This is a genomic window from Streptomyces sp. NPDC006463, assembly GCF_042870715.1.
GTDB lineage: Bacteria > Actinomycetota > Actinomycetes > Streptomycetales > Streptomycetaceae > Streptomyces.
In genome coordinates this window covers 696,073-722,447 of the sequence record NZ_JBIAHP010000001.1, presented here as the reverse complement: position 1 = coordinate 722,447, position 26,375 = coordinate 696,073, and the positions used below count along the sequence as shown (strand labels likewise).

General features: G+C 72.8%; 19 protein-coding genes. 10 read left to right on the top strand and 9 right to left on the bottom strand.

The features are described from left to right. Window positions 1-9: 9 nt before the first annotated feature. The 5 genes from ACFYOB_RS03485 to ACFYOB_RS03465 all read right to left on the bottom strand — a co-directional run bounded on the left by ACFYOB_RS03485 (window position 10) and on the right by ACFYOB_RS03465 (window position 9,041). Entirely contained in the window at window positions 10-1,494 is a 1,485-nt protein-coding gene (locus tag ACFYOB_RS03485) for an aldehyde dehydrogenase family protein (RefSeq protein ID WP_388553824.1), read from the bottom strand. Between the two features lie 163 nt (window positions 1,495-1,657). Further along, window positions 1,658-2,944, bottom strand: coding sequence for a ClC family H(+)/Cl(-) exchange transporter (locus ACFYOB_RS03480; protein WP_388553821.1), 1,287 nt, complete (start codon window positions 2,942-2,944; stop codon window positions 1,658-1,660). Window positions 2,945-3,145: 201 nt separating this feature from the next. Next, a complete protein-coding gene (locus ACFYOB_RS03475) occupies window positions 3,146-7,135 on the bottom strand; it encodes a CHAT domain-containing protein (protein WP_388553818.1) in 3,990 nt (1,329 codons plus the stop codon). Continuing rightward, window positions 7,132-8,205, bottom strand: a complete 1,074-nt coding sequence (locus ACFYOB_RS03470; RefSeq protein WP_388553816.1) for a hypothetical protein — start codon at window positions 8,203-8,205, stop codon at window positions 7,132-7,134. Before ACFYOB_RS03470 ends, ACFYOB_RS03475 begins: the two co-directional genes overlap by 4 nt. Next, window positions 8,202-9,041, bottom strand: a complete 840-nt coding sequence (locus tag ACFYOB_RS03465; RefSeq protein ID WP_388553813.1) for a hypothetical protein — start codon at window positions 9,039-9,041, stop codon at window positions 8,202-8,204. The genes ACFYOB_RS03470 and ACFYOB_RS03465 overlap by 4 nt, the downstream gene beginning before the upstream one ends. A 343-nt stretch (window positions 9,042-9,384) precedes the next feature. Here ACFYOB_RS03465 and ACFYOB_RS03460 point away from each other — a divergent pair, with 343 nt between their 5' ends. Then, a complete protein-coding gene (locus tag ACFYOB_RS03460) occupies window positions 9,385-9,621 on the top strand; it encodes a chaplin (protein ID WP_388553811.1) in 237 nt (78 codons plus the stop codon). Window positions 9,622-9,721: 100 nt separating this feature from the next. Here ACFYOB_RS03460 and ACFYOB_RS03455 read toward each other — a convergent pair whose 3' ends face one another. Continuing rightward, complete coding sequence (locus ACFYOB_RS03455; protein WP_388554047.1) at window positions 9,722-10,228, bottom strand: C40 family peptidase; 507 nt, start codon at window positions 10,226-10,228, stop codon at window positions 9,722-9,724. Between the two features lie 329 nt (window positions 10,229-10,557). Between ACFYOB_RS03455 and ACFYOB_RS03450 the strand changes: the two genes are divergently transcribed. Further along, window positions 10,558-11,322, top strand: a complete 765-nt coding sequence (locus ACFYOB_RS03450; RefSeq protein ID WP_388553808.1) for an alpha/beta fold hydrolase — start codon at window positions 10,558-10,560, stop codon at window positions 11,320-11,322. A gap of 102 nt (window positions 11,323-11,424) precedes the next feature. Here ACFYOB_RS03450 and lysA read toward each other — a convergent pair whose 3' ends face one another. Both lysA and ACFYOB_RS03440 read right to left on the bottom strand, forming a co-directional pair. Beyond that, window positions 11,425-12,759 carry a diaminopimelate decarboxylase gene (gene lysA / locus ACFYOB_RS03445; protein ID WP_388553805.1) on the bottom strand — a complete coding sequence of 445 codons (1,335 nt, stop codon included), beginning with the start codon at window positions 12,757-12,759 and terminating at the stop codon, window positions 11,425-11,427. Between the two features lie 11 nt (window positions 12,760-12,770). Beyond that, entirely contained in the window at window positions 12,771-13,160 is a 390-nt protein-coding gene (locus ACFYOB_RS03440; protein ID WP_388553803.1) for an SAV_915 family protein, read from the bottom strand. A gap of 315 nt (window positions 13,161-13,475) precedes the next feature. On the opposite strand from ACFYOB_RS03440, the gene ACFYOB_RS03435 reads away from it, so the two are divergent. The 3 genes from ACFYOB_RS03435 (at window position 13,476) to ACFYOB_RS03425 (ending at window position 17,444) form a co-directional block, all read left to right on the top strand. Next, window positions 13,476-14,327, top strand: coding sequence for an ABC transporter ATP-binding protein (locus ACFYOB_RS03435; RefSeq protein ID WP_388553800.1), 852 nt, complete (start codon window positions 13,476-13,478; stop codon window positions 14,325-14,327). A 25-nt stretch (window positions 14,328-14,352) separates the two neighbouring features. After that, a complete protein-coding gene (locus ACFYOB_RS03430; protein ID WP_388553797.1) occupies window positions 14,353-15,348 on the top strand; it encodes an ABC transporter substrate-binding protein in 996 nt (331 codons plus the stop codon). Window positions 15,349-15,425: 77 nt separating this feature from the next. Beyond that, entirely contained in the window at window positions 15,426-17,444 is a 2,019-nt protein-coding gene (locus tag ACFYOB_RS03425; protein ID WP_388553794.1) for an iron ABC transporter permease, read from the top strand. Here ACFYOB_RS03425 and ACFYOB_RS03420 read toward each other — a convergent pair. Then, window positions 17,432-18,913 carry an MFS transporter gene (locus tag ACFYOB_RS03420; RefSeq protein ID WP_388554045.1) on the bottom strand — a complete coding sequence of 494 codons (1,482 nt, stop codon included), beginning with the start codon at window positions 18,911-18,913 and terminating at the stop codon, window positions 17,432-17,434. The genes ACFYOB_RS03425 and ACFYOB_RS03420 overlap by 13 nt on opposite strands. A 253-nt stretch (window positions 18,914-19,166) precedes the next feature. On the opposite strand from ACFYOB_RS03420, the gene ACFYOB_RS03415 reads away from it, so the two are divergent. Genes ACFYOB_RS03415 through ACFYOB_RS03395 form a run of 5 tightly spaced genes read left to right on the top strand, consistent with a single transcriptional unit; the run spans window position 19,167 to window position 26,315 of the window. After that, the gene (locus tag ACFYOB_RS03415) at window positions 19,167-20,978 is read left to right on the top strand and encodes an IucA/IucC family protein (RefSeq protein ID WP_388553792.1); all 1,812 of its coding nucleotides are present in this window, start codon (window positions 19,167-19,169) and stop codon (window positions 20,976-20,978) included. 12 nt (window positions 20,979-20,990) lie between these two features. Continuing rightward, window positions 20,991-22,544: a pyridoxal phosphate-dependent decarboxylase family protein gene (locus tag ACFYOB_RS03410; protein ID WP_388553789.1), complete on the top strand. Its 1,554-nt coding sequence runs from the start codon at window positions 20,991-20,993 to the stop codon at window positions 22,542-22,544. Further along, on the top strand, window positions 22,541-24,367 hold the full coding sequence (locus ACFYOB_RS03405) for an IucA/IucC family protein (RefSeq protein WP_388553786.1): 1,827 nt from the start codon (window positions 22,541-22,543) through the stop codon (window positions 24,365-24,367). Before ACFYOB_RS03410 ends, ACFYOB_RS03405 begins: the two co-directional genes overlap by 4 nt. After that, window positions 24,364-24,978, top strand: a complete 615-nt coding sequence (locus tag ACFYOB_RS03400) for a GNAT family N-acetyltransferase (RefSeq protein WP_388553783.1) — start codon at window positions 24,364-24,366, stop codon at window positions 24,976-24,978. The genes ACFYOB_RS03405 and ACFYOB_RS03400 overlap by 4 nt, the downstream gene beginning before the upstream one ends. Next, complete coding sequence (locus tag ACFYOB_RS03395; RefSeq protein WP_388553781.1) at window positions 24,975-26,315, top strand: lysine N(6)-hydroxylase/L-ornithine N(5)-oxygenase family protein; 1,341 nt, start codon at window positions 24,975-24,977, stop codon at window positions 26,313-26,315. The genes ACFYOB_RS03400 and ACFYOB_RS03395 overlap by 4 nt, the downstream gene beginning before the upstream one ends. The last annotated feature ends 60 nt before the right edge of the window (window positions 26,316-26,375 follow it).

Here is a 26,375-nt window from a genome sequence, read left to right as displayed (position 1 = left end):
TGCCCCCCGTCAGCCCGCGAACCAGCGCACGGGGCGCGGAGCGAGGTTTTCGTACACGTGCTTGGTCTCCCGGTACTCGGCCAGGCCCGACGGGCCGAGTTCGCGGCCGATGCCGGACTTCCCGAAGCCGCCCCACTCGGCCTGCGGCAGGTAGGGGTGGAAGTCGTTGATCCAGACGGTGCCGTGGCGCAGCCGGCCGGCCACCCGGCGGGCGCGGTCCCGGTCCGCCGACCAGACGGCGCCGGCGAGGCCGTACTCGGTGTCGTTGGCGAGCGCGACGGCCTGCTCCTCGGTGCGGAAGGTCTCCACGGTCAGGACCGGTCCGAAGACCTCCTCGCGCACGACGCGCATCTCGCGGTGACAGCGGTCGAGGACGGTGGGCCGGTAGAAGTAGCCGGGGCCCTCCGGTCGTTCGCCCCCGGCGCGCAGTACGGCGCCCTCGGCGAGCGCGGAGGCGACGTACGACTCGGTCCGCGCCAGCTGTGCGGCGGAGACCAGCGGGCCGCATTCGATGCCCGGATCGGTGCCGCGGCCGAGGCGGATCTTCTCGGCGCGGCGGGCGAGTTCGGCGACGAAGCGGTCGCGCAGCGAGTCCTCGACGATCAGACGCGAGCCGGCCGAGCACACCTGGCCGCTGTGCATGAAGGCGGCGTTGAGGGCCTGGTCGACGGCGGTGTCGAAGCCGTCCTCGGTGGCGCAGGCGTCGGCGAAGACGACGTTGGGGTTCTTGCCGCCGAGTTCGAGGGCGACCTTCTTGACGGTGTCCGCCGCCGCGCGCATGACCTTCGTACCGCTGGTCAGTCCGCCGGTGAAGGAGACCAGGTCGACGTCGGGATGGGCGGCGAGGCGGGCGCCGACCGGATCGCCCGCCCCCGTCACCAGATTGGCGACTCCGGCGGGCAGTCCCGCCTCGGCCAGCAGCTCGATGAGGACCACCGTGGTCAGCGGGGTGAGCTCGCTCGGCTTGATCACGAAGGTGTTGCCCGCGGCCAGGGCCGGGGCGATCTTCCAGCTGGCCTGGAGCAAGGGGTAGTTCCACGGGGTGATCAGGGCGCACACCCCGACCGGCTCGTGCGCGACGACGCTGTGGATGTCGGGGGATCCGGCGTCCACGACCCGGCCCGCGCTCTCCTCGGTGACGAGGTCGGCGAAGTAGCGGAAGGCGTCGCTGACGCAGTCCACGTCCGCGCGGCCCTCTTCGAGCGTCTTGCCCGCGTCCCGGCTCTCCAGGAGACCGATGCGCTCACGGTCGCGCTGGAGCAGGTCGGCCGTGCGGCGCAGCAATGCCGCGCGCTCCGCGACCGGGGTGCCCGGCCAGTGCCCGCCGTCGAAGGCGGCCCGTGCGGCGCCGACCGCCGCGTCGGTGTCGGCGGTGGCGCCCTCCGCGACCACGGCGAGGACGGTGGCGTCCACGGGGTCCAGGACTTCCCTGGTGGCTCCCGAGGCCGCGGACCGCCAAGTCCCGGCTGTGTAGATCGTCTTTTGCTCCGACACGACGCGCAGTACCTCCGGTTTCGCCACCGCGGCGAACCCGCGGCGATCTGGCAATCACCGCGCATGCCCCCCGACCCGGAAGTCATGTCCCATCCCCCACTCGAAGTGACTGGAGTCACGCGGACCCGTGGGCCGTGCCGGGCATGGCGGGACCCCGTGGACCTCAGGGCGACTTCGCCATGCGCAGGCGCAGGCTGTCGTAGATCGGCGGGCTCCCCATCCGGTCGGCGGTCAGCGTCGCGGCGAAGCAGGCGGCGAGCAGCGGCACGAGCAGCGAGGTGGTCCCCGTCATCTCGACGACGAGCGTGATGCCCGTGACGGGCGCGCGGACGACCGCGGTGAACAAGGCGGCCATGCCGACGATCGCGAAGGGCACGGCGCCGGAACCGTCGCCCGGGAGGAGGGGCAGCGCGAGGCCGTGCACGAGAGCCCCCCACAGGGCCCCCAGCGCCAGCAGGGGAGCGAACAGCCCGCCCGGTGTGCCGGCCGAGTAGCTGAGCGGGCCCGCCAGGAACCGCACCGCGAGATACCCCGCGAGGACGGTGCCCACGGGCATGTCGCCGGCCAGCAGGCGCCCGCTCAGCTCGTCCCCGCCGCCGGCCAGCAGCGGGTCGATGCCGAGCAGGAGGCCCACGACGGCCCCGATCAGAGCCGCCCGGGCCACCGGTCCGACCCGGGTGACGCGATCGGCGAGGTCCATGAACCCGACGATGAGCCGGCTGTAGGCCACGCCCAGGACCGCCGTGGCCGCGCCGAACAGGAGGACGGCGGGCAGCAGTGCGAGCGGTGGGCCGGCCAAGGCGGCCGGGACCCGGAAGACGGGCCGGTCGCCCACGATGAGCTCGGAGCATCCGACGGCCGTGGCGGTCCCGATGAGCGTGAGCAGGACCACACGCGTCCGGACCACCTTGGTCACTTCCTCGCAGACGAACACCACCCCGCTGAGGGGCGCGGTGAAGGCCACCGCGAGCCCGGCGCCGGCGAGCGAGGTGTGCAGCAGCGTGACGTCCCGCGGGCTCATCCTCGCGCGCCGCCCCGCCTCCGCCCCGATCGCCGCACCCATGTGCACCGTCGGGCCTTCCCGGCCGAGCACCAGGCCCGAGCCCATGGCGATCACGCCGCCCACGAACTTGACGGGCAGGAGCCAGAGGAAGGGCCGCGGCTGCCGCTCGCCGCGCCACACGGCCTCGACGTCCTGGATGCCGCTGCCGGCGGCCAGCGGGACCGGCCGGGCCAGCGCGCAGGCGACGGTGGCGCCCGCCGCCGTGGTGAGGACCGGAACCAGCCAGCCGGGCCCGGCGAGGCGTTCCGAGGCGCTCAGCAGTGAACCGTGCAGTTCCTGGACCCGTACGAGGCACCAGCGGAAGCTCGCGCCGACCAGCCCGACGAGGCAGCCCGCGACCGCCGCGACGAGGTAGGCGGCCGGCCCGCCACGGGGAGCACCGGGCATGCACAGACCTCCGCCGAGCCGTGGTTCGCGTCGGTCAGAGCGTCACCCGCCGCCGCCGTGCCGTTCCGGACGTCGGCGCAGCCGCGCCGAAACCGTCCCCGACTGGGCCAACGGGCGACGGCGCACCCATCCCGGCCGCGTTCGTCGACGTCCCGCCGAGCGCCGGTCAGGTCCGTTCGGATTCCGACGTACCCTGACCGGTCATCTCGGCTCCCCTTCCGGGGGCGGGGCCAGGCCGGGGCCGAGCCAGACGTCCTCCACGGGGCGTCCGAGCAGGTACTCGACGCCGTAGGGGTAGCGCTTGAAGGCCGCGGGCCGGTACACCGCGTGCTCGCCCTTCCTGGGCGGCGGCAGCGACGGGGCGTCGCGCAGGGCCTCGAACTCCGGGCGTACGGAGTCGGGGAGCATTCCGCGGTCGAGGTGGTGCGCCGCCAGCCGGCGGACCAGGTGCCGTGCCAACTCCCCGCTGTCCGTGTCCCGTTCGAAGAGGAGGGTGAGCCGGTAGTAGGTGTCGTTCCCGTCCGGGCCGTCCTGCTGGATCTCCACCACCACCTCGCAGTCGTTGAGGAAACTCTGCTTGGGCCGGAATCCGACCGAGTTGGCCCACGGATAGCGGATGTGGCCCGCGAGTCTGCGGCCTTCGGCATCCGGCTCGTCCGCGACCAGCACCAGCCGTGCGCCGGTCACGTACAGACTCAGCCCGAAGAGCCGCCACTCGGTCTCCGAAGCGGAGCGGAAGTTGGCGAGGTCGAGCGTCTCCTTCGTCCACCACGCCCCGCGGACCGGAACGGGACCGCGTACCTCACCGTCGAACGAGGTGAACCTGATCCGGCCGTCCGGATGGAACCGGGTGTGCCGGACGTCCGCCAACTCCTCTTCGTCCGGGCCGTGCCGGGCCATCATCATGAACGGCTCGTGCACGACGCGGGAGGGCGGCCGGGGCGGGACGGCCGGACCGCCCGGAGCGGCGGCCCGCGAACTCACCGCAGGCCGCTGCGGCTCCCAGGGCTTCTCGGAGCGCCCGCGCCGCCGGGAATCCGGACGGGCCGAGGGAGTGGCGGCCGGTTTCCTGCCCGGTCCCTCGCCGAGTCCCACGTACGCGTAGGCGAGGAAGGCCAGCGGGAGCGAGCCGCGGCCGTCGCGCCACCGCCGCAGCTCCGCGCGCTGCACGGCGCGCAGCGCCGCCGCGGGTTCGGCACGGTGGCGCAGGGCCTCGACGAGGCTGAGGTCGATCCGCTGCGCGGTCGGGGAATCCGGGAGCTTGAACAGGGTGCAGTACACGTCCTCGGCGCCGCCGTGGACGACCGCGGCGCCCAGCCCGAGCCACTCGGGTACGTCCAGGAGGGACGGGGCGTACCCGCTGTCCGGCTGCCCGTACACGCCGAGGCTCGCGCAGGCGGCGAGCAGCACACGGCGGGGCATCCGGTAGAGGGGCGCCCCCGCGTCATCGGTCCGGTACAGGTCGTGCAGCCCCAGGGGGCCGTCGCTGAACTTGAAGCCGGAGCCGCCCGGATCGGTCCGGGTGGGGCCGGCCACGTGGCCGGCGAGGTAGAGGACGGCCCCGTCCGTGCCCTCCCGGGCGAGGAGCGAGGCGAATTCGGCCTTGCTCACGGGACCGACGACCACCTCGCTGTCCTCGGGGACGGTGGCCACGGCGTTCCGCAGCTCCTGTTCGGGATGGTGCGGGGGCAGGTCCGGCCCCAGGACGGCCAGGGCCGCGGGCGCCTCGCCGCCCCTCGGGGCCGCCGCGTCGTCCCGTGCGGGAGGCGCGAGCGCCGCGTCCCGCACGGTGAGCCGCCGCCGCTGCGACAACAGGGCGATCGAGGGCAGGTAGGACACCTGCGCCGCGTCCAGGACCAGTCGCTGCGGCGTGAGCGTCAGCGCACAGACCGGTACGAGGGCCAGCGCGCCCGTGGGCGCCAGCACCAGCGGGACCGGCGCCGGGGCCGTGCGCAGGGCTTCGCGGAGCACCTTGGGGAGCATCACGGCGCCGAGCCCGTCGAAGATCCGCGACCACACCTGGCCCGCGGTCAGGGATTCTCCCGCCACCGGGTCGTCGGCGCCCGCGAGCGTCAGGGCGCTGCCTCGCAGCCGCTTCCTCTGCGAGGGCGCTCCCGGCAGCCGGACGGGCAGGTGCCGGACCAGGTCCTCGTAGGGACCGGCGAATTCCGCGTGCGCGGCGCGCTGGGCGTGCCACTCGCCCGACGGGCTGCGGACCGCGTGATAGATCCACTCCCCGACCCGTGCGTAACTCCAGTACCACCCGCCCGGAAACATCGTCTCGATCTCGCCGTCGAGATCGACGGCCGCGGGCTCCTCACCGCCGACCCAGGAGGCGCGGCGCACCAGGATGGTCCGGTCGGTCAGCAGCGGGTCGGAGGACTGCGGACCCGACGGCGCCGCCTTCCCGTCCGCGCCGCCGGGGCCGGGGCCGGGGCCGGGTGCGGGTGCGGGCGGCAGGCCCGTGCTGGAGACCAGCGTGTCGAGCACCGCGCGCAGACGGGCGCCCCGTTCGTCCGACTCGACGGGTACGGACTGTGCGCGGATGATCTCCAACAGTTCGCCGACCAGGGCCGGATCGGCCGCCGCGAGGTCCAGCGCGAGGGCGTAGGTGGAGGCGTGGGAGGCGACCCAGCGCGCCCGCCACTGGGTGGTGGGCAGTTGGTAGCGGACGCGCTGGACGGCACCCAGGCTCTCCAGGGCGTTGCCCAGCGCTTCCTCGTACATCCCGACGGCGCGTTGGATGCGGGCGAGCGCGGCGTATGCCTGGGACTCCAGCAGCGGCATCCGCGACCGGCTCAGGTGGCGCAGCACGTTGTCCATGAGCCCGGCGGCGTAGACGTAGCGCTCGTGCCGTCCGTCCTCGTCGACGAGGTCGGTTCCGGGGTGGTCCTGCGGATTCTCGATGACGTCCAGGTACAGGGTGACCAGCATCAGCACCTGTGCGGCGTGGTCCCCGACGGAGGCGCCCAGATCGGCCAGGCCCTCCTTCTGCTCGTGCTGGCCCATCAGCTGTTCCACCACGCCGACCGTGTTGCCCGCGTCGTGCATCAGGCGCAGGACCAGCAGCTCCGTCCGGGCCAGCAGGGCCAGGTCCCCGGCGCGCATCGCCGCACGGCGGGTCCGGCACATGAGCCGGAGGCCTTCGACGCACCGGGCGGAGTCCCGCGGGTCCGCGGTCAGGGCCTCGGTCATGCGCAGTTCGGCTTCGGCGGCCCAGTAGCGGGCCCGCCGGTCGGGCCCCAGCAACTGGACGGCCTCCCGCCAGCGTGCTTCCGCGGCTGCGGGCTGACCCGCGGCCAGGAGGACGTCCCCGGCCTGCAGCGCGCACCAGCCGCGGATCCCGGGCGGCGCGGCCGCCGCGAGGGTGCGGGCTTCCTGCGACAGCACCATGGCCGACTGGAATTCGAGCCGGGCGACGGCGGCCAGGGCCCGGCACTGCACGAGGACCGGCCCGACCGGCCCGACCCGGCCCGGCAGCGGTTCGCCGCCGTCCCCGAGGAACCACTCGGTCCGGGCCCGGTCGTCATGGGTCGCCTTGTCCACGGCGAGGACCACACGGGCCGCCGTACCGTCCCACATGGCGCGCAGCAGGAAGAACCGGCCCAGGAACCGTACGGGGCTGTCGGAGGGTGCCTGGGACGTGATCCCGAGCCGCAGCATCGACAGGTACAGCCGTACGAGGGCGACGAGCGCGGCGGCGGGCAGGGCGGCGATCAGCAGGGCAGGGCCGGTCCAGGCGGCCCAGAAGAGGACGGCGGCGAGTGAAGCGCCGGCCAGGGGCCTGCACCAGCCGGTCAGGGCCCACGCCGTCACCGGGAAGCAGACCGCGGCCCAGCCGGGAGCGGACAGCAGCAGACACGCCGTCACCGTCAGCACCACGACGGCCGAGCGGACGGCGAGGACCTTCCACCACAGGGTGCGTTCGAGAGCAGCGAACAGATCGCACTCGTACAAGCCGATGCGGGTCCTCCCCGACCGGCCGGCCCGGGCCAGGCGCCAGGACACGGCGAGGCGGGGGAGCAGCCCGACCAGGGTCCATGGACGGAGCCCCTTCGAGAACAGCCCCGACAGGGGTATCGCGTCGTCGATGATCGCTTCGTCGTGGTCGAGCCGGTTGCGCTGTGCGAGCCAGTCGCGCAGCCCGTCCTCGGCGGCCGGGCCGAACGGATCGAAAACCGAGATGTTCACTCTGGAGCCAGCCTCCCCGTCAGCTTCAGCACCCGGTAGAAGGTGGCCGCCCGGCGGTCCTCCCGGCGGTCGGCTCTGATGTCCTTCTCGGTGAGAGCCGGGTCGGCCATGTCGCTCTTGACCAGGAGCAGCAGGAGCCGGCCGTCGAGCAGGTCGAACACCCGGTTCGCCAGGGCGAGCAGGGCCAGCCACCAGGGGATGCCGAGAACCGCCGTCGCCATGAGGAGGGCGAGGTCAACGGCCAGCCGGACCCCGGGCGAGAAGTACTGCCGCCGGGCCAGCTGGCTCGCGAGCCAGAGCGCCGACCATGCGGTCACCGTGAGGGCGGCCCAGGCCGTGGCGGCCAGCGTGCACAGGATCACCAACTGGCCCCAGAGCCGCACCCGGATGTGCAGACGGATGAGATGGGCATGCACCCGTGAGCTGATGTGTGCGACTCCGCTGTTCTCGGAGCGCATGCCGATGCTCCGCGCCGTCCGCTTGCCCCGCCGCCGCTCCCGGGTCTCGAAGGAGTACGCCGCGGGGCGGTCCGGGCGGCCGGGTGAAAGGATCGGCCCCCGGTCGGACGGCTGCCGGTCCTGGGCGCAGACCCGGTGGCGTTCCGTCATGGCGCTGCGCAACACGGCCCGTTCGGTCAGCCCCGTCCCGCGGACGAACCGGCGCAGGTCCTCGTCGTCCGCGCGGGCCTCCAGGCAGACGAGCAGGAGATGGGCAGTGTCGGCGGAGCCGTCCCCGGTCCGCCCCGTCCAGTACGCCAGCCTGCCGAGCGCGGCCGACGCGGCGGGGGAGAAGGGCACCGCCCGGGTCCGGTCGTTCATGCCGGCCTCCGCGGCGGCGACCGCGTCGGTCGCCTCCTCGGTGAGGAAGTGGTGCACGGCCAGGGACTTCATCACGAGCCGGGACCGCGTGGAGGGGTCGCCCGAGCACATCGACGCCGCCAGCAGGTGCATGAGCCCGACCGGGTTCCCCTCGCCGTCGGCCAGAGCCTGCGCGACCTCGACGCACCTGGTCAGAGCGGGCGTCCGGCGGGCGGAGGATGATGCGCCGTCCTGGAGCGTCTGCGCGGTCATGGGGCGGTTCGGTCTTCGAGCGGGCCGGACTGCGCGGGGACGCAGTCGGTCCAGCTGAGGGGCGCGAGCTCCAGTTCCACGGGCTCGTCGGGACCTTCGTGGAGGCCCGCCTCGCCCTCGTGATCCCCCTCGTATTCCTCCTCGTCCTCGTCGTCGTCCTCGTCGGAACGGAAGACGAGCTCCGGCGGGCCCACCAGCCTCCTGCGCAGCTGTACGGCCTGGAACAGCGGGGTGGCGCCGTCCGGGGCGAGCACGCTGGCAGCGATCCCGGACTTGGCGGTGACCGAGTAGTTCCCGAGGGCGCCGACGACCGCCAGTGGTCCGCCCAGGCTGCCCGCGCGGACCCGGAGGTTCATCTGGGCGCCGTGCTGCTCGGAGACCAGGATGGCGGTGGGGCCGGTGCGCACGACCTCGGTCACGACGACGTACTCGGTGCGCCACGTCTTGTTCGCGTACCGCTCGCGAAGCGCCTCCTGGAGTGCGAGCAGGTTCCCGATGGTCTCCTGTACGCAGCCCGATGCCTGGAAGAGCGTGGCTCCGCCACGGTCGAAGGTGATGGACAGATTGGTCATGACATCGGCCGCGGGGTCGTCGACGCGGGTGCCGGCGGTCACCGCGACACAGTCGGCCGAGGAGTAGTCGAGATCGACGATCTTGCTCTCGGCGTCCTTGGTGAACGGGATGCCCAGCTCGTCGAGCGTGGTGACCTTTCTGAACCTGTGCTGCGAGATGAGGCCGACATCGCCCAGCGCGAGGGGGGTGGAGGGGAGCCAGCAGGCGAGGTACTTGTATTTCTTGTGCAGCTCACGTGTGTACCGGTCGGGGATGGAGCTCATGTCTGGCCTGGCCTCTCGCGCCGGATGCTCCCTGAAATGAAGGGAGTTGGGACTCGGCCATCAGGCTAAGGGCGGCGCGGCGGCCTTGTCCTGCGATACGGGACGGCCGCGCTGCCCGAACCGCGGGCGAACCACGGGCGGGCGGCCGGCGCTGCCGTGCCGCGCCCGGGCCGTGGAGGGGTTCGGTACGGCCGATCAGAGGGGGGAAGAGCACTCCTTCGAGGGAACCAGGCGGCCGGAGCCAGTCGGTGGGGCCCCCGGCTGCCGAAGAAGTTGTGTCGGCCCCAGCCGGGGTTGTGCGGCACCGCGGTGCCGCTGGCAGTTGCGAGGAGATGTACGCGTGATGCGTGTGTGGAAGAGTGCGGGCCTTGCCCTGGCGGTCGGTCTGGCGGTCCTCGGCGGTGCGTCCTCGGCCTCGGCGGACGCCGAGGCTCACGGGGTCGCGGTGGGCTCGCCCGGCATCCTGTCGGGCAACGTGATCCAGATTCCGATTCACATCCCGATCAACGTCTGCGGTAACAGCGTGAACGTGATCGGTGCGCTGAACCCGGCCGGTGGCAACATCTGCGTCAACACCTGAGGTTCCTGATCCCCACTCGTCCCGTCCCGGCGCTCGTGGCCGGGGCGGGACGAGGCCGTATGTGGACGCGGCCCGGGCCGCGTCCACATCGTTTACGAGGTCAAGAGGCCCGGCCGTATCGGACGTTGCGGCTCCAGATCCGTTCGAGCCGTACGCGGGTGCCCGGGCGGGGGGCGTGCCAGATCTTGTTGTCGCCGGCGTAAATGCCCACGTGTTCCATGGTCGAGCCTCTGGGGAAGAACACCAGATCGCCGGGCGTGCGGTTTCGCCGGGAAATGTGCGAGGTGTCCTCGTACTGCTGGTCCGCGGTGCGCGGAAGCCGTCTGCCCGCTTTCCTGAAGGAATAGAGCATCAGGCCCGAACAGTCGAACCGTTTGGGTCCGGTGGCGCCGCGGGCATAAGGTGCACCCTCTTTGGAAGCGGCCACGGCCAATGCCCTGACCCCGTACGGCGCGGCCGCGTCGGCGGGCGAGGCGGGGCCGGCCGATGCGCCGAGGGTCAGGAGGAAGAGGAGCAGGAAAGCCCGGGGGAGAGGGAATCTTGCGGCGCGGCGAACAGCGTGCTGAGCCTGTCGGGCCTTACGGGAGCCGGTCCTTGAGACGGACATCGAGATACCTCCGCGTTCGGGGTGCAGATGAGGGTCGGTCGAATACGTCGAAGTCCTGCTTTCGGTGACGTAGTTCCTGGCCGGTAACGGCCGACCAGTTTTCTCCGATGCCGCCCGTAATTCACCTTCGACATGGGTTGAGTTGTATCGATTCTGCAACAAATCCGCGAATTTATGGAAAACATAACCGACAGGCGTGTCCGACGTGCGTTACAGGGCCGGGTAGTTCGCGTGGTGCGGTTGACCGGACCCGCCGGACGTCGCCAGACTCGATTACCCGTGACCTCCGGCCTCCGGACCGGGCGACCACCTCATGAGCAGGGGACGTTGTGACTGGACAGGTAATTCCGCACGAGGTGCAGGGCAGCGGATCCCGGCGCGCGCTCGTACTCCACAACTGGTTCGGTGACCGGTCGAGCTTCGACCCGATGCGCGAGTACCTGGACGGCGACGCGTTCGGCTACGCCTTCCTGGACTGCCGGGGATACGGGGAGGCCATCGACATCGAGGGAACCTTCACCATGGAGGAGGTGGCCGAGGACGCCCTCGCCGTGGCCGACCACCTGGGCTGGGACACCTTCTCCGTCATCGGCCACTCCATGGGCGCCAAGGCGGCCCAGCTGATGCTTCTGGAGGCCCCGGCGCGCGTCCGCTCGATCGTCGCCGTCTCGCCCGTGCCCGCGTCCGGCTTCCCGCTCGAAGGGGAAGTGTGGGAGCTGTTCGCCGGTGCGGCGAGGAACCCCGGCAACCGCAGGGCGATCATCGACAACACCACGGGCGGAAAGCACGACGACGCCTGGCTGGACGCCATGGTGGGCCGCTCGGTGGGGAACTCGTCGGCGACGGCTTTCCGCGCCTATCTGGACTCCTGGTCCCGTGACGACTTCCACGAGCACGTGAAGGACAACCCCGTCCCCGTCCTCCTCGTCGCCGGTGCGAACGACCCGGCGCTGGGACCCGAGGCCATGCGGGCCACCTGGCTGCGGTGGTACCCCAAGGCCGAGCTCGAAGTGCTCCCGGACGCGGGCCACTACGCGCCCGAGGAGAGCCCCGAGGCCCTCGCGGCGCTCGTGGAGGGGTTCCTCGGCCGCTGAGGACCGTGGGCGAGGGATCCGCGGGCCCGAGCCGGACCGCGCCCGGTGCACGCACGTCCGCACGTCCGCGGCGGGGTCACGGATCCCGCCGCGGACGCTGCCTCAGTCGCCGATGTCCCGGCTGCGGAAGTCCTCCAGCGTCTCGCGCCGCACGAGGAGCCGGGCCGCGCCCTCGTGGACCGCGATGACCGCCGGGCGGCCCACGAGGTTGTAGCCGGATGCCATCGACAGCTGGTAGGCCCCCGCCACCGGTACGGCGAGCAGATCGCCGGGGCGGACGTCTTCCGGCAGTTCGACGTCGGCGGCGAGGATGTCGCCGGCCTCGCAGTGCCGGCCCACGACGGTGGCCGTGCACGGGGCGCCCGCCCCGGCCCGGCCGATCAGGCGGGGCGCGTAGCGCACCCCGTACAGCGCGGGCCGCGGGTTGTCGCTCATCCCGCCGTCGACGGCGACGAACACCCGCTCGCCGGTGTGCTTGACGGCGAGGACCCGGTACAGCGCGACTGCGGCCGGACCGGCCACGGCCCGCCCCGGCTCGATGGCGAGCCGGGGAACGGCAAGTCCTGCGGCGGCGCAGCCCCTGGCGAGCTCGGTACGCAGCCTTCTGGCGAGCGCGGTGATGTCGAGGACGGGCTCACCCGGCCGGTAGGCGATGCCGTGGCCGCCGCCCATGTCCAGCTCGGGCAGGGAGATCCCGTACGTGTCGCGGATGCGCGCCATCAGCCCCACCATCCGCCGCAGGGCCACCAGGTAGGGCTTCACCTCGGTGATCTGTGAGCCGATGTGGCAGTGCAGGCCTGTCAGTTCGAGCTGCGGCTGGCCGAGGATCCGCTTGACGGCGTGCTGCGCGCCCCCGTCGGTGAGCGAGAGGCCGAACTTCTGATCGTCCGTACCGGTGCGGATCTTGTCGTGGCCGCCGGCCGAGACCCCCGGTACGACCCGCACCATGACCTTCTGACGCCCGTCGGGGCCGACGGCGGCCGCGATCCTGGCGATCTCGGACGGACTGTCGATGACGATCCGCCCCACGCCGAGGCGCAGCGCCGCCTCCAGGTCGCGGGGCGATTTGGCGTTGCCGTGCAGCACGATGCGCTCGGGAGGGAAGCCGGCGGTGACGGCGAGCTCCAGTTCCCCGGCCGAGCACACGTCCAGGCCCAGCCCTTCTTCCTGGACCCAGCGCACCATGGCTCGGGACAGGAACGCCTTGGCGGCGTAGAGCACGTCGGCGTCGGGGAAGGCGTCCCGGTAGGACCGGCAGCGTTCGCGCACCTCGCCTTCGTCCAGTACGTAGGCCGGTGTGTCGAACCGGTCGGCGATCTCGGTGAGGGGGACTCCGCCGACGGCCAGGCCGCCGTGCGGGAGCGGGGTCGTGGACGCGGGCCAGACGGACAGTTCACCGGCGCCGGACGGCATCTCGGAGAGGACGGCGATGGTCATGCGCGATCCCTTCAGGCCGTCCTGGCCGTGGTCTCGGGTGCCGGAGGGACCAGCGGGACCTGCGGAACCTGTGGGACCGGTACGCCGACCGGGACGGTGGCCGCCGACGCGGCGACCGGGGGAGCGGTGAGGGCCGGGTCGACGGTCAGCAGGTGCACTCCGAGCGGTTCGGCCATCGCCCGGAGCGCGGCTTCCGAGAGCCGTATCCAGGGCTGCTCCGTGCCGAGCGCGGCGGCGAGCCGGTCCGGGCTCGTGAAGCCGACGGCGGTACGCGTTCCCAGCGGGGTGCGGAACAGCCGCACCACCAGGTGCGCTCCTCCGGGCCGGGCGGGCACGTACAGAGGCCCGGCCGGGGTCCGTTCTTCAGGCTCGGGGTCGTCGTCGTACGGGAACAAACACATGGGGCCCTCCCTGAGGAACCACGAATGGTGACTGGTGCCCCGGGCGCGGGGAGGCGGTCCGGGACGCAACCTCGAAGTTATCCCCGTATCCGCGCGCGGGTGGCCACCCCGTAACGCGCCCCATACGGCGACTGGCCGAGTCCTGACGCATCGTTGACGCCCGCGCAAGGGGGCGTGAGAGCGGTGAGGGGGCGCGTGGTGGTGCGTGAGATCTCGACCTGATCACAAGGCGTCCGAGCCCGGACCATTCATTTTAGGTGTGCCTTACCTAAGTTGTATGGTGACGCGGTCGGATCGGCGATCGGGAGGCAAGTGGTGTCCTTAGGTGACGTCCGTCTGGTGGCGGACGATCTGGACGTCGGGCACGCGGGTCGCCCGGTCCTGAAACAGGTGAGCCTGTCGCTGCGGGCCGGTGCGATCACCGTACTGGTCGGCCCCAACGGCTGTGGCAAGTCGACCCTGTTGCGCACGGTGGCCGGTCTCCTGCCGCCGCTCGGCGGCGAAGTGCGCATCGACGGTGAACCCCTTCGCCGGCTCGCCCGGCGCACGCTGTCCCAGCGCCTGGCGTTCCTCCCGCAGACCTCGCACGCTCCGGCCGGGGTGACGGTACGCGAGCTCGTACGCCACGGCCGGTACGCCCATCGCGGCGCGCTCGCCCGGCACACCGGCGAGGACACCGAATCCATCGAGTGGGCGCTCGACGTCACCGACGCGGCCCCGCTGATGGACCGCCGGCTCGACGAGCTGTCGGGCGGTGAGCGCCAACGGGCCTGGCTGGCCATGGTGCTGGCGCAGCGCGCGGGGGTCCTGCTGTTGGACGAGCCCACCACCTACCTCGACATGCGCCACCAGTTCGAGGTGCTCGACGTGGTGCGGCGACTGGCCCGGGAACACGGCATCGCCTGCGGGGTGGTGCTGCACGACCTGATGCAGGCGGCGGCTTACGCGGACGAGGTGGTCGTCGTCGCGGACGGCGCGGTCGCCGCGTCCGGGGCGCCGGAGGACGTGCTGACCCCGGACGTCATCCACCAGGCCTTCGGCCTGCGGGTCGCCGTCGTCCGTGACCCGCGGACGGGATACCTCGCCTGCTTCCCGCAGCGCTCCGACGCAGATGTCGAAGCCGAAGCCGAAGCCGATTCCGGCGTCGAGCCCGCCGCCACGTCCTGAACCCGCACACAAGGAGAGTTCCACCATGCAGAGGATCCTGCGCGCCCTCGCGACGAGCGGTACGGCCGCGGCGCTCATGCTGTCGGCCGCCGGCTGCGGTTCCGGTACGGCCGGTGACGCGGCGGGCGGCAAGCCCGCCGCGGACAAGCCGGCGGTCGGCAAGATCACGGTCGACACGGCGCAGGGCCGGTTGGCCCTGGACAAGCCCGCGACGAAGGTGGTGACGCTGGAGTGGACGTACACCGAGGAACTGGTCGCCCTCGGCGTCACCCCGGTGGGCAACGCGGACAACAAGGGCTACGGCACCTGGATCACCGCGAAGGGCGCCGCCCTCGCGGAATCCGTGACCGACGTCGGCAGCCGCAACGAGCCCAGCCTGGAGAAGATCAGGGCGCTCCAGCCCGATCTCATCGTGATCGACGACGACCGGTCGAAGGCGAACCTGAAGGCCCTCCAGGGCATCGCCCCGGTCGTGTCGTTCAAGTACACGACCAAGCCCCAGCTCGACACGATGAAGAAGAACTTCACCGAGCTGGCCAAGGCGTTGGGCAAGGAGGACAAGGCGGCCGAGGTCACCCGGCAGATCGACACCAAGGCCGCCGACCTCAAGGGGCGGCTGGACAAGGCGGGCAAGAGCGGCCTCAAGTACGCCGCCGCGCAGGGCTTCACGGCCAACGGCACCGCCTCGATCCGCATGCTCACCGACGACGCGATCGCGCCCCAGGTGCTGGGCCTCGCGGGGCTGAAGAACGGCTGGAAGGGCGAGCCCGACGCGTGGGGCATGACCACCGTCGGCGTCGAGGGCCTGACCAAGGTCGAGCAGGACGCCACCTTCCTGTACGTCGCCAGTCAGAAGGACAACCCGTTCACCGGCGACCTCGCGGGCAACGCGGTATGGAAGGGGCTGGAGTTCGTGAAGAACGACAAGGTCCTGCCGCTCGACCCCGGGACCTGGCTGTTCGGCGGCCCGCTGTCGGCGCTGCACATCCTCGACGAGACCGGCAAGGCTCTGAAGGTCTGATGACCGCCCCCGCCCGTCAGTTGCGCCCTGCCCGTCCGCCCGCCCCCGCAACCGCGCCCGGCCGCAGCCCACGTGTCGTGCTCGTGGGCTGCGCGCTGTCGCTCGTCCTGTGCCTGGTCACCGTCGTCCACCTCGGTCTGGGGGCCTCCGGCGTGGGCATCGGCGACATCGTGGACCTGCTCGCCGGCCACGGCGAGCCCCACACCCGGGACGTCCTGGTCGGCAGCCGCCTGCCGCGCACGCTGACCGGCCTGGTCGTCGGTGTCGCGCTCGGTGTCTCCGGGGTCCTCGTCCAGGGCGCGACCCGCAATCCGCTGGCCGCTCCCGACACCCTGGGCGTCAACGCCGGTGCCTACTTCGCCGTGGTGCTGGTGGCGTTCACCGGGGTGAGCCTGGGCCCGCTGCCCGCCGGAGCCGCCGCCTTCCTCGGCGGCCTCCTCGCGATCGCCCTGGTCTACCTGCTCAGCAGCAGGGGCGTGCTCACGCCGGGACGGGTCCTGCTCGCCGGGGCGACCGTCGCACTCGCCGGCACGGCGGCCGCCGAGTTCCTGCAGATGCTCGACCTCCAGGCGACCCGAGGGCTGTTCTTCTGGGGCAACGGCACCCTGATGCAGTCCGGGCTCGCGCGGCCGCTGACGCTCGGCGCCGTCGTCGCCCTGGGCGCGTTGACAGCGCCGCTGCTGGCGCGCCCGCTGGACCTGCTGGCGCTGGGCGACGAGACGGCCGAGGCGATGGGCGTGCGCGTGGAGCGCATCCGTCCCGCCGCCTTCCTCATCGCGGTACTGCTGTCCGCGTCCGCGGTGTCGCTGGCCGGACCGATCGGTTTCGTCGGACTCATCGCGCCCGTCATGGTGCGGCAGTTGGGCGTCCGGAGGCACGCCCTGCTCATCCCGATGGCGGCGGTGCTGGCCGCCACGGTGCTGCTCGTGGCGGACGCGGCCGCGCAACTGGCCGTGCCTCCGTCCGCCGTCTACACCTCGGAGATCCCGGTCGGCGTGGTGACCGCGCTGATCGGAGGCCCGGTCTTCATGCTGCTCGCGCGCCGGGTGAGCACCGGTGACGCCGACACCGGAGCCGCCGTCACGGTCTCGGGCGGCCGCCGGACCCCCGCCTACACCGTGGCGATCGGGAGCGGGCTCCTCGCGCTCGGGGTCGCGATGGCGCTGTCCCTACGGGTCGGGGACGTCGAGATCGGCTGGAGCGAGCTCGGCTCGGCGCTGGCCGGGTCGGCCGGGCAGGTCACCGAGGCGGTGGTCTCGTACCGGCTGCCGCGCATCCTGGTGGCCGCCCTGGCCGGCGCCTGCCTGGCCGTGGCGGGCGCGGCCGTGCAGGCGGTCGTACGCAACCCCCTCGCGGAGCCCGGGCTCGTCGGCGTGACCGGCGGGGCCTCCCTCGGCGCCGTCCTGGTCATCCTCGTCGTGCCCTCGGCGCCGGCGGCCGCCCTGCCCGCCGCCGCGGGAATCGGGGGTGTGCTGATGCTCGCCGTCGTGCTCCTCGCGGCCCGGGGGAGCAAGGAGGGAGGACGCGCCGGCCTGGACCCGACCCGGGTGGTCCTGGTCGGGCTCGGCGCCGCCGCCACCTCGATGGCCCTGGTCAACATCATGGTGGTCGGTGCGCAGATGAACATCTCGGCCGCGCTCGGCTGGCTCGCCGGCAGTACGTACGCCCGTGACTTCACCGCCCTCGGCTGGCTCGCCCTGCCGGCGCTTGCCGCGATGCTGCTGGTGATCGCGGCGAGGCCGGTGAACCTGCTCGCCCTCGGTGACGAACTGCCGCGCGCGCTGGGCCTGGACCTGGGTCGGGCCCGGCTGCTCGTGCTGGGCGCGGGCGCCGTGCTGGCCTCAGGCACGGCCGCGGCGGTGGGCGCGGTGGGCTTCGTCGGGCTGGTCGCCCCGCACCTGGCCCGGCGCATCGTCGGCAACAGCACGGCGCGGATGGTGCCGATGGCGGCGGTCCTGGGAGCCGTTCTGGTCGTTTCCTCGGACGCCCTCGGGCGCTGGCTGCTCGCACCGACCGAGATTCCCGTCGGCATCGTCACCGCACTGGTGGGCGCCCCGTACCTGGTGTGGCTGCTGCGCCGGAGTCAGGAGGTCTGAGCGACCGAGGACGAGCGGCGCCCGGGCGAGCCGAGGCCGGGCGCCTCGGTCCTGAGCGTGCGCGCCGCGAGCACACCGAGCACGCAGACGAGAGCGGAGGCCAGGCAGACGGCGGTGAAGGCGCCGGAGAAGGCCGACCGGGCGAGCGGCCGCAGGGCGGGTTCGAGGAGTTCGAACCGCCCGGTCTCCACGGCCGCCCGTGACGGTACGAGGCCGTCGGGACCGGCCGTCGGCCCGGACCCCGGGCCGGTCCCCAGCCCGGACTCCAGACGGGCCGAGAACAGCGCCCCGAAGACGGCGACACCGGCCGCGGTGCCGAGCGGGTAGCAGGCGTTGGTCAGCCCGGAGGCCATCCCGGCCCGATCGGCGGGCACCGCTCCGACGGCCACCCCCATAAGCGGCGGGAAGATGACCGCCCCGCCGGCGCCGAGCAGCACCAGTCCCCAGGCCGTGGCGGCCGGCCCGGTGTCCGCTCCCGCGGCGGCGGCGAGGGCGAGGAGTCCCAGCGCCTGGAGGGCGAAGCCAGCGGCGACGAGCTGTCCGGGAGCGAAGGCCGTCTGCAGCCGCGCGACGAACAGGCCCGCCACCAGCAGACTGCCCGTCAGCGGTAGCAGGTACAGACCGACTTCGAGCGCGGAGAGGGCATGGGCGCTCCGCAGCCAGAGCGTGGTGAAGGCGAGTACGCCCAGACTGGACATCCTGGCGAGGAATCCCAGGACGGCCGCCCCCGAGAAGGAGCGGATCCGCAGCAGGGCCATGTCGATCAGCCCGTCGCCACCGCGCTGGCTGGCCACCAGGGCCCCGGCGAGCACGATGCCGAGCGAGGCGGAGCCGAGTACCTGCGGCGCCGTCCAGCCCGCCTGTGGGCCGGTGAGCAGCGGATAGTGCAGAGCCAGGAGCGTGGCCACACCGAGGGCCGCTCCCACCGGATCCAGACGCCGACGCGTTTCCCGCGGTGCGGCGGACTGCGGCATGCGGGCCAGCGCGCCCGCCACGACCAGGACCCCGATCGGGACGTTGACGAGGAAGATCCACCGCCACCCGAGCGTCTGCACGAACAGACCGCCGACCACCGGCCCCAGCGCCCCCGCGGCGGAGGCGACGGCCGCGAACGCGGCGATCGCGCGCTGGCGGCGGACGCCTTCGTACGCCGCCGCCAGCAGGGCGAGCGTCGGTGCGAACACCAGGGCGCCGCCCAGGCCTTGGGCGGCCCGGGCGGCGATGAGCGTGCCGGCGTCGGGGGCCAGTCCGCATCCGGCCGAGGCGAGGGTGAACAGGGCCGTTCCGGCGGCGAACACGGTCCGCCGCCCCACGCGGTCGGAGAGCGCCCCCGCGGTGAGCAGCAGCGCCCCGAAGGCCAGCGAGTACGCCGACACCGTCCACTGCACCCGGCCGAGCCCGGCATCCAGGTCCCGGGCGATGTCCGAGAGGGCGACGTTGACGACGGTGACGTCCAGGGTCATGACCACGCCACCGGCGCTGACCAGGGCGAATGTCCATCGGGGAGTGCGACGGCAGGCAGGCACCGCTGATCACCTCGAAGAAGGATCCTGAAGAAAGGGGGAGTTTGGTTAGCCTAACCTAATTAACTCACTGACGATATGTCACGTGCCACGGATGGCCGGAAGTTGAGCTTGCTGGTTAGGTGAGGCTTACCTAATCTGACCCTGCCTGGGTCCCCCTAGCCCGGGCGAGCCGATCCAGCGACCACGGAGCCCTTTGATGCCCATCCCCCCCGACCATCCCGTCCCCGCCCTCGCCGAAGTGGCCCCCGAGGCCTGGCGGGAGGCCAACCGCCGGCTCCTCGCCAAGGCGCTGGGCGAGTGGTGTTTCGAGGACATGCTCAAGGCCCAGGAGACCGGAGACGGCGGCTACCGCGTCGATCTCGACAGCGGTACGACCTACGCGTTCAGCGCCACGCCCGGTGCGTTCGGGTGGCTGCGGGTCGACGCGGGCTCGATCACCCGCACCGCCACCAGCATGCTCGGCAACGCGGTGGCCGAACCGGCCTGGGACGCCCTGCAGTTCCTGCTCGAAGCGGCATCGACCCTCGGCAGCGACGCCTCGACGATCGCCACCTACTTCACCGAGCTGTCCGCCACGCTCGCGGTCGACGCCGCGCGCATCACGCACGGCGGCGAGACCGTGGCCGAGCTGCGCACCCTCGGCCACACCGAGCTGGAGTGCCGGATGACGGGGCACAACCTCCTCGTCGCGAACAAGGGCCGCATCGGCTTCTCGGCCACCGACGTACGGGAATACGCCCCCGAGTCGGCCCGCCCGCTCAGGCTCCGGTGGCTGGCCGTACACCGCGGTCTCGCCGAGTTCCGCGGCACCTCGGAGCTGTCGGAACAGCAGATCCTGGCCCGTGAGCTGGACGAGGAGACCCGGACCCGTTTCACCGCGGTCCTGGAGGCGGCCGGAGTCGACCCGCAGGGCTACGTGTGGATGCCCGTGCACCCCTGGCAGTGGGACCACGCCGTCCAGATCCTGCACGCGGCAGACGTGGCACAGCGCCGCGTCATACCGCTGGGCGACAGCACGGACACGTACCTGCCGGGCCAGTCCATCCGCACCATGGCCAATGCCGCCAGTCCCGACCGGTACGACGTCAAACTTCCGCTGAAGATCCTCAACACCCTGGTCTGGCGCGGCATCCCGCCGCACTGCACCATGGGCGCCCCCGTCGTCACCCAATGGCTGCGCGGACTCGTGGAGCGCGACGCGTTCCTCAGCCGTGAGTGCCGGACCGTCTTCCTCGGCGAGGTCGCCTCCGTCACCGTCCGCCACCCCTACCTGTCCAAGCTTCAGGACGCGCCCTACCAGCACCTGGAGACCCTGGGCTGCATCTGGCGGGACTCGGTCACCGCCCGCAAGGACCCGGACGAGAAGGTCCGCACCTTCGCCTCGCTGCTCCACGTCGACCACACCGGCGACGCGTTCGTGGCCGAACTCGTCCGCGCCTCCGGCCTTCAACCGCAGGAATGGCTGCGCCGGCTCTTCGACACGCTGCTCGTCCCGATCCTGCACGTGCTCTACCGGTACGGAGTCACCTTCAACCCGCACGGCCAGAACACGCTGATCGGCTACGACGCGAACGACGTCCCGGCCCGCCTGTACCTGAAGGACTTCGTCGACGACGTGTGCGTGTCCTTCACCGACGTGCGCGAGCGTGGACCGGAGCCGGACGGCCACGACCACGTCCTGCCCCGCAAGCACCCCTCCGTCATCAAGCAGCACGTCATGGACCAGGTGTTCGTCGGCCACTTCCGCTACCTCGCCCCGCTCTGCGCCGAACAACTCGGCGTACCGGAGAAGACGTTCTGGCGCATGGTCCGCCAGACGGTCCTCGACTTCCAGCACCGCTTCCCCGAACTGGCCGACAGGTTCGCCGAGTACGACCTGCTCACCCCGCAGATCCCCCGGTACGGGCTGAACCGCGACCGGATCGTGGTCACCCGGTACGGCGACCGCGCCCTGCGCCACGCGCTCTACCCGAACGGCACGCACCCCAACCCGCTGGCAGAAGCCTGAGGAGGCCAGGGCGTGATACCGCTCACCGAGGCACCACCCGCGCCGTTCCCCCTCCCGCCCTCCTTCCCGCGCTCCCTGCTCGCCGGCTCGCGTGAGGGTCTGGCCGAGGTCTCCGCCGCGCTGGCGGACGCGGTCGGCACCGTGCGCGCTTCCCGCCGTCCCACGGGACCGGTACCGGCCGGCACGCCCCGCGACGTCCTCGCGGCGGCGGCCGGGACACTGGGACCGGCCCGGCTCCCCGCCGAGGGGCTCGGCGCCGAAGCCGCGCTCAGGCTGCTGGCCACCGTGCTGGTCGAGCAGGGCATCGACCTGGCCCACCCCCGCGCCGCAGCCCACCTGCAGCCGCCCCCGCTGGCGGTCGCCGTCGCCGCGGACACCCTGGCGAGCGCGGCCAACGCCTCCCTGGACACGTACGATTCCGGCCCGTCGGCCCTCGCCGTCGAGCGCTGGCTCATCGGCGCACTGACCGGCCTCGCCGGACTGGGGGAGCGGGCCGACGGCGTCCTCACCCCGGGCGGCTCGCTGTCCAACCTGCTGGGCCTGCTGCTGGCCAGGGACGCCGCCGCCCTCCGGCTCGGTGTCGACGCCCGGGAGGACGGGGTTGCCGCCCTCCCCGGACCGGTCGTGTTCTGCTCGGAGCTCGCCCACTTCTCGGTACAACGGGCCTGCGCCGCCCTCGGGCTGGGCGAGCGGGCCGTGCACCTCGTACCCACCGACGAGCGCCGGCGGATGCGGCCGGCGGCGCTGGCCGCCGCCCTGGGCGGACTCGGCCCCGGCCGGACGCCGCTCGCCGTCGTCGCGACCGCCGGCACCACGGACTTCGGTTCCGTGGACCCCCTCCCGGAGCTCGCCGAGATCGCCGCGGGGCACGGCACATGGATGCACGTGGACGCCGCGTACGGATTCGGCGCCCTGTTCTCCGAGCGGCTGGCCGACCGCCTGGCCGGACTGGAACTGGCCGACTCCGTCACCCTCGACCTGCACAAGATCGGCTGGCAGCCCGCCGCCACCAGCGCCCTGCTCGTGTCCGAAACGACCGCCTTCACCGCCCTGGACCGGGAGGTCGCCTACCTCAACCCGGCCGACGACTCAGACGCAGGCTACGACGGCCTGCTCGGCCGCAGCCTGCAGACCACCCGACGTCCCGACGCCGTGAAGGCCGCCGCCACCCTGCTGGCATACGGCCGCACCGGAATGGGCCGCATGGTCGACGTCTGCCACGGCCTCGCCCGGCACGCCGAGCGCCGCATCCTCGCCGAACCGGAACTCGAACTGGTCTCGCCCGCCGAACTGACCACCGTGGTCTTCCGCTACCGGGGTTCCGGCAGCCCCGGCGCCGCCGACCGCCTCAACGGCGACCTGCGCAGACGGCTCCTGGAAACGGGCCGCGCCCTGATCGGGCGCACCGAGGTCCGCACCGCCGGACCCGACTCCCCGGCGCGGGTGTGCCTGAAGTTCACCCTGCTCAACCCCACGGCCACCGTGGACGACATCGACGGCCTCGTGGACATCGTCCTCGACGCCGGCCGCACCTGTGAACGACTCGTAGAGGAGAGCGCCGCATGAGCACCACCGCCGCGGCTTCCACCCCCGTCCCCGCTCCTGCTGCTTCCGCACAGCCCGCCCCGCCCGCCCCTGCCGATCCGTTGCACGGCCCTGACGCCCGTCGCGCGGCCGAACACGCCCACATCGAGGCCCTGTTGCGCTGCTGGCTGCTGGAGACCGGAACACCGGTCACCCCCGGCCCGCTGCGGATCGAGCTCCCCGCATCCGGACTGGCACTCGTCACCGAGGTGACCCACCGCTCGCCGACCGGCTGGCACCGCTTCGCCCCCGTCCGTCTGGAGGGACCCGGCGGCCCGCTCGGCGCGAGCGCCGATCCCGTAACCGCCGTCGCGCTGCTCTCCACCGAGGCGGCCGTACGCGGCGCGGCGCGGCCCGGCGGCGTCCCGGCCGGCGAGGTCGCCGACCTGGTGGAACGCACCGCCGAGTCCGTACGCCGCGTCGCGTCCTTCATCTCCGACCGGCGTGCGCACCCGCAGCCGCCCGCCGGGGTGGACGGCTTCCTCGACTCCGAACAAGGCCTGCTACTGGGCCACTTGAACCACCCCGCGCCCAAGAGCCGCGACGGCATCTCGGACAACGACGCGGCCGCCTTCTCGCCCGAGCTGCGCGGTTCCTTCCGGCTCCACTGGTTCGCCGCCGACGAGTCGGTGGTCTCGCACGACGCGGTGGACAAAGCCCCCTCCCTGGGCGGACAGGACACCGTCGCCCTCCTCGCCGACCTCGCCGGCCGCCGCCTGGACGACGGCCGTGTCCTGGTTCCCGCACACCCGTGGCAGGCCCGTGACCTGCTGCACCGCCCGCGCACCGCCGCCCTGATCGCCTCCGGCGCGCTCGAACCGCTCGGCGAACTGGGCCCCGAGTGGTGGCCGACCTCCAGCGTGCGCACCGTGTACCGGCCGGACAGCGACGTGATGCTCAAGCTCTCGCTCGGCCTGCGCCTGACCAATTCGCGACGCGAGTCCACCCGTACGGAGCTGCGCCGCGGCCTGGAGATCAACCGGCTCCTCGACGCCGGGTACGCGGACGGCATCTTCCACGCCCACCCCGGCTTCGCCATCACACGGGACCCCGCCTGGCTCGCGGTGGACGAGCCGGGGCGCCCGGACGGGCCCGCGGTGACCGGCCTCGACGTCGCCGTACGCGAAGTACCCCGCGGCATCACCGACCTGCGCTGCCTCGTGGGCCTGGTCGCACCCCGCCCGGGGCTGGGCCGCAGCAGGCTGGGAGAGCTGGTGTCCGGCCTCGGCCCCGGCGCCGCCGAGCAGTGGACCGCCGACTACACCGACCGGGTGCTGGTCCCCATGCTGCACCTGTACGCCGCCACCGGGATCGGTCTGGAGGCCCATCAGCAGAACACCCTCGTCCGGCTGGACGACCGGGGCCGGGTGACCGGCGGCACGTTCCGCGACAACCAGGGCTACTACCTGGCCGCCTCGTACCTGCCCGGTCTGCTCGGGCGGCTCGGCGCCGCCTCCTCCACCCTGGCCGTGGTCGACGACGCCCTCGTCGACGACCGGCTCTCGTACTACCTGCTGCGCAACCAGGCCCTGTCGGTCATCGGCTGCCTCGCCGTCGACGGCCTCGGCGACGAGCGCGAGCTGCTCGCCGTACTCGCCGGCCGGCTGCGCGCCGCGCTGCCCGCCCTCGCCGCGGCCGGACCCGACGGCGACCGCCTCGCCCGCCGCTGGCTGGAGGCCGACACCCTGCCCTGCAAGGGCAACCTGCTCACCCGGCTGCACGGAATCGACGAGGTCCTCGCCCCCCTCGACGCCCAGTCCGTGTACCTCGACGCACCCAACCCCCTCCAGGAGGCCACGGCATGACCTCGGCGCAGCCGTTACACCAGGACGAGAACCAGCTCGGCGCCGCTGGTGCCGCCGTCCCCGGCCCGCCGCTCCCGCGCCTGGGCGACCCCTGGTCGGCGCGGGTCGCGCAGGCCGGGGGAGACGATCTGGACCTCGTGCACGGCTGGATGCAGTCACCGCACATCGACGCCTTCTGGCACCAGGCCTGGCCCCGCGAACGCTGGGCGCAGGAGTTGGCCGGACACCTCGCCGGCGATGCCGTCCTCCCCGTCCTGATCGGCCGGGGCGACCAGCCGTTCGCGTACATCGAGGTCTACCGGGTCACGCGGGACCGCCTCGCCGGCCACTACCCGCACCTGCCCCACGACCTGGGCCTGCACATCGCCATCGGCGAGGCGGGCCGCACCGGCCAGGGCCTCGGCCGGGCCCTGCTGCGCGCGCTGGCCGAGGGCCTGCTCACCGCCGACCCAACGTGCACGCGGGTGGTCGCCGAGCCGGACGTGACCAACGCCCCCTCGCTGAAGGCGTTCGCCGCCGCCGGTTTCCGCCACGCCGGGGAGGTCACCTTCCCCGACAAGACCGCCGCCCTGCTCGTGCACCCGCGCCGGGAGGAGGACGTGCCCCGATGAGCGCACCCACCAGCGAGCACGACGTGGTCGCCGTCGGCTGCGGCCCCTTCAACCTCGGGCTCGCCGCTCTCGCCTCGACGGTGGACGGCCTGGACCTGGTCGTACTGGAGGAGCAGCCCGAGCTCACCTGGCACCGGGGGATGATGTTCGCCGACGCCTCGATGCAGGTGAACTTCCTGGCCGACCTCGTCACCCTTGTCGCCCCCGGCCATCCCCTGTCGTTCCTCACCTACCTCCACGACATGGACCGGCTCTACGCCTTCACGGTGCGCGAGAACTTCTTCCCCTCCCGCCGCGAGTACGAGGACTACCTGCGCTGGGCGGTGGCGAAACTCTCCTCGGTGCGCTTCTCGCACCGCGCCGTCGAAGTCCACTGGGACGCCGCCGCCGAAACCTTCACCGTGCACGCCGTGCGCGGCGACGGCACGCGCCTGCGGATGCTCGCCCGCAACCTCGTCCTGGGCATCGGCACGGCCCCGTACGTGCCGGACGCCCTCGCGGGCCTGCCGCCCTCACGGCTGCTGCACACCGCCGACTACCTGTACCGGGCTTCCGAGGTGGACGGCGCCGCGAAGGTCACGGTGATCGGCTCGGGCCAGTCGGGGGCCGAGGTCACGGCCGACCTGCTGGGGCGCAACCTCGCGGGCGGACCGGCGGTGAGCTGGCTGACGCGCACCTCCTCGTTCGCCCCGCTGGACTACACCAAGATGGTCCTGGAGATGACCACCCCGGCGTACATGGAGTACTTCCACTCCTTGCCGGAGGAGGTACGGGACCGGCTGACCCGGGAGCAATGGCAGTTCTACAAGGGGATCTCCACCGACACCCTGGAGGAGATCCACGAACTGCTCTACCGCCGCCAGCTGGAACACGGACTGGCCGAGGCGGAGCTGCGCTTCGGCATCACGGTGGAGTCGGCCGCCACGGATCCGGCGGGGCGCGCGGTGCTGACCTGCCGGCACCGTGACACGGGCCTGGCCTTCGAGCACACCACCGACCTCGTGGTGGCCGCCACCGGCTACCGCAACCGCCCGCCCGCTTTCCTGAAGCCGGTCGAGGACCTGCTGCTACGGGACGGACGCGGGCGCCACCGGGTACGCCTCGACCATTCCGTCGAGCTCGCGGAAGGGGTGACCGGCCGCGTCTTCGTGGCCAACGCCGAGACCCACAGCCACGGTGTCTCCTCGCCCAACCTGGACATCGGCGCGGTGCGCAACGCCACGATCCTGAACGCGATCACGGGCCGGGAGGTCTACCGGCTGCCGAAGCGGAGCGCGTTCACGACGTTCGATGCCCCGCGACCGACCCTCCGGGCAAGGCCGGACGCAGCGCGCTGAACCCGCCCGGAGCGGGTGCGGCCACCGCCCCGACGTCGACGTGACGTCCGGGGCGGCGGT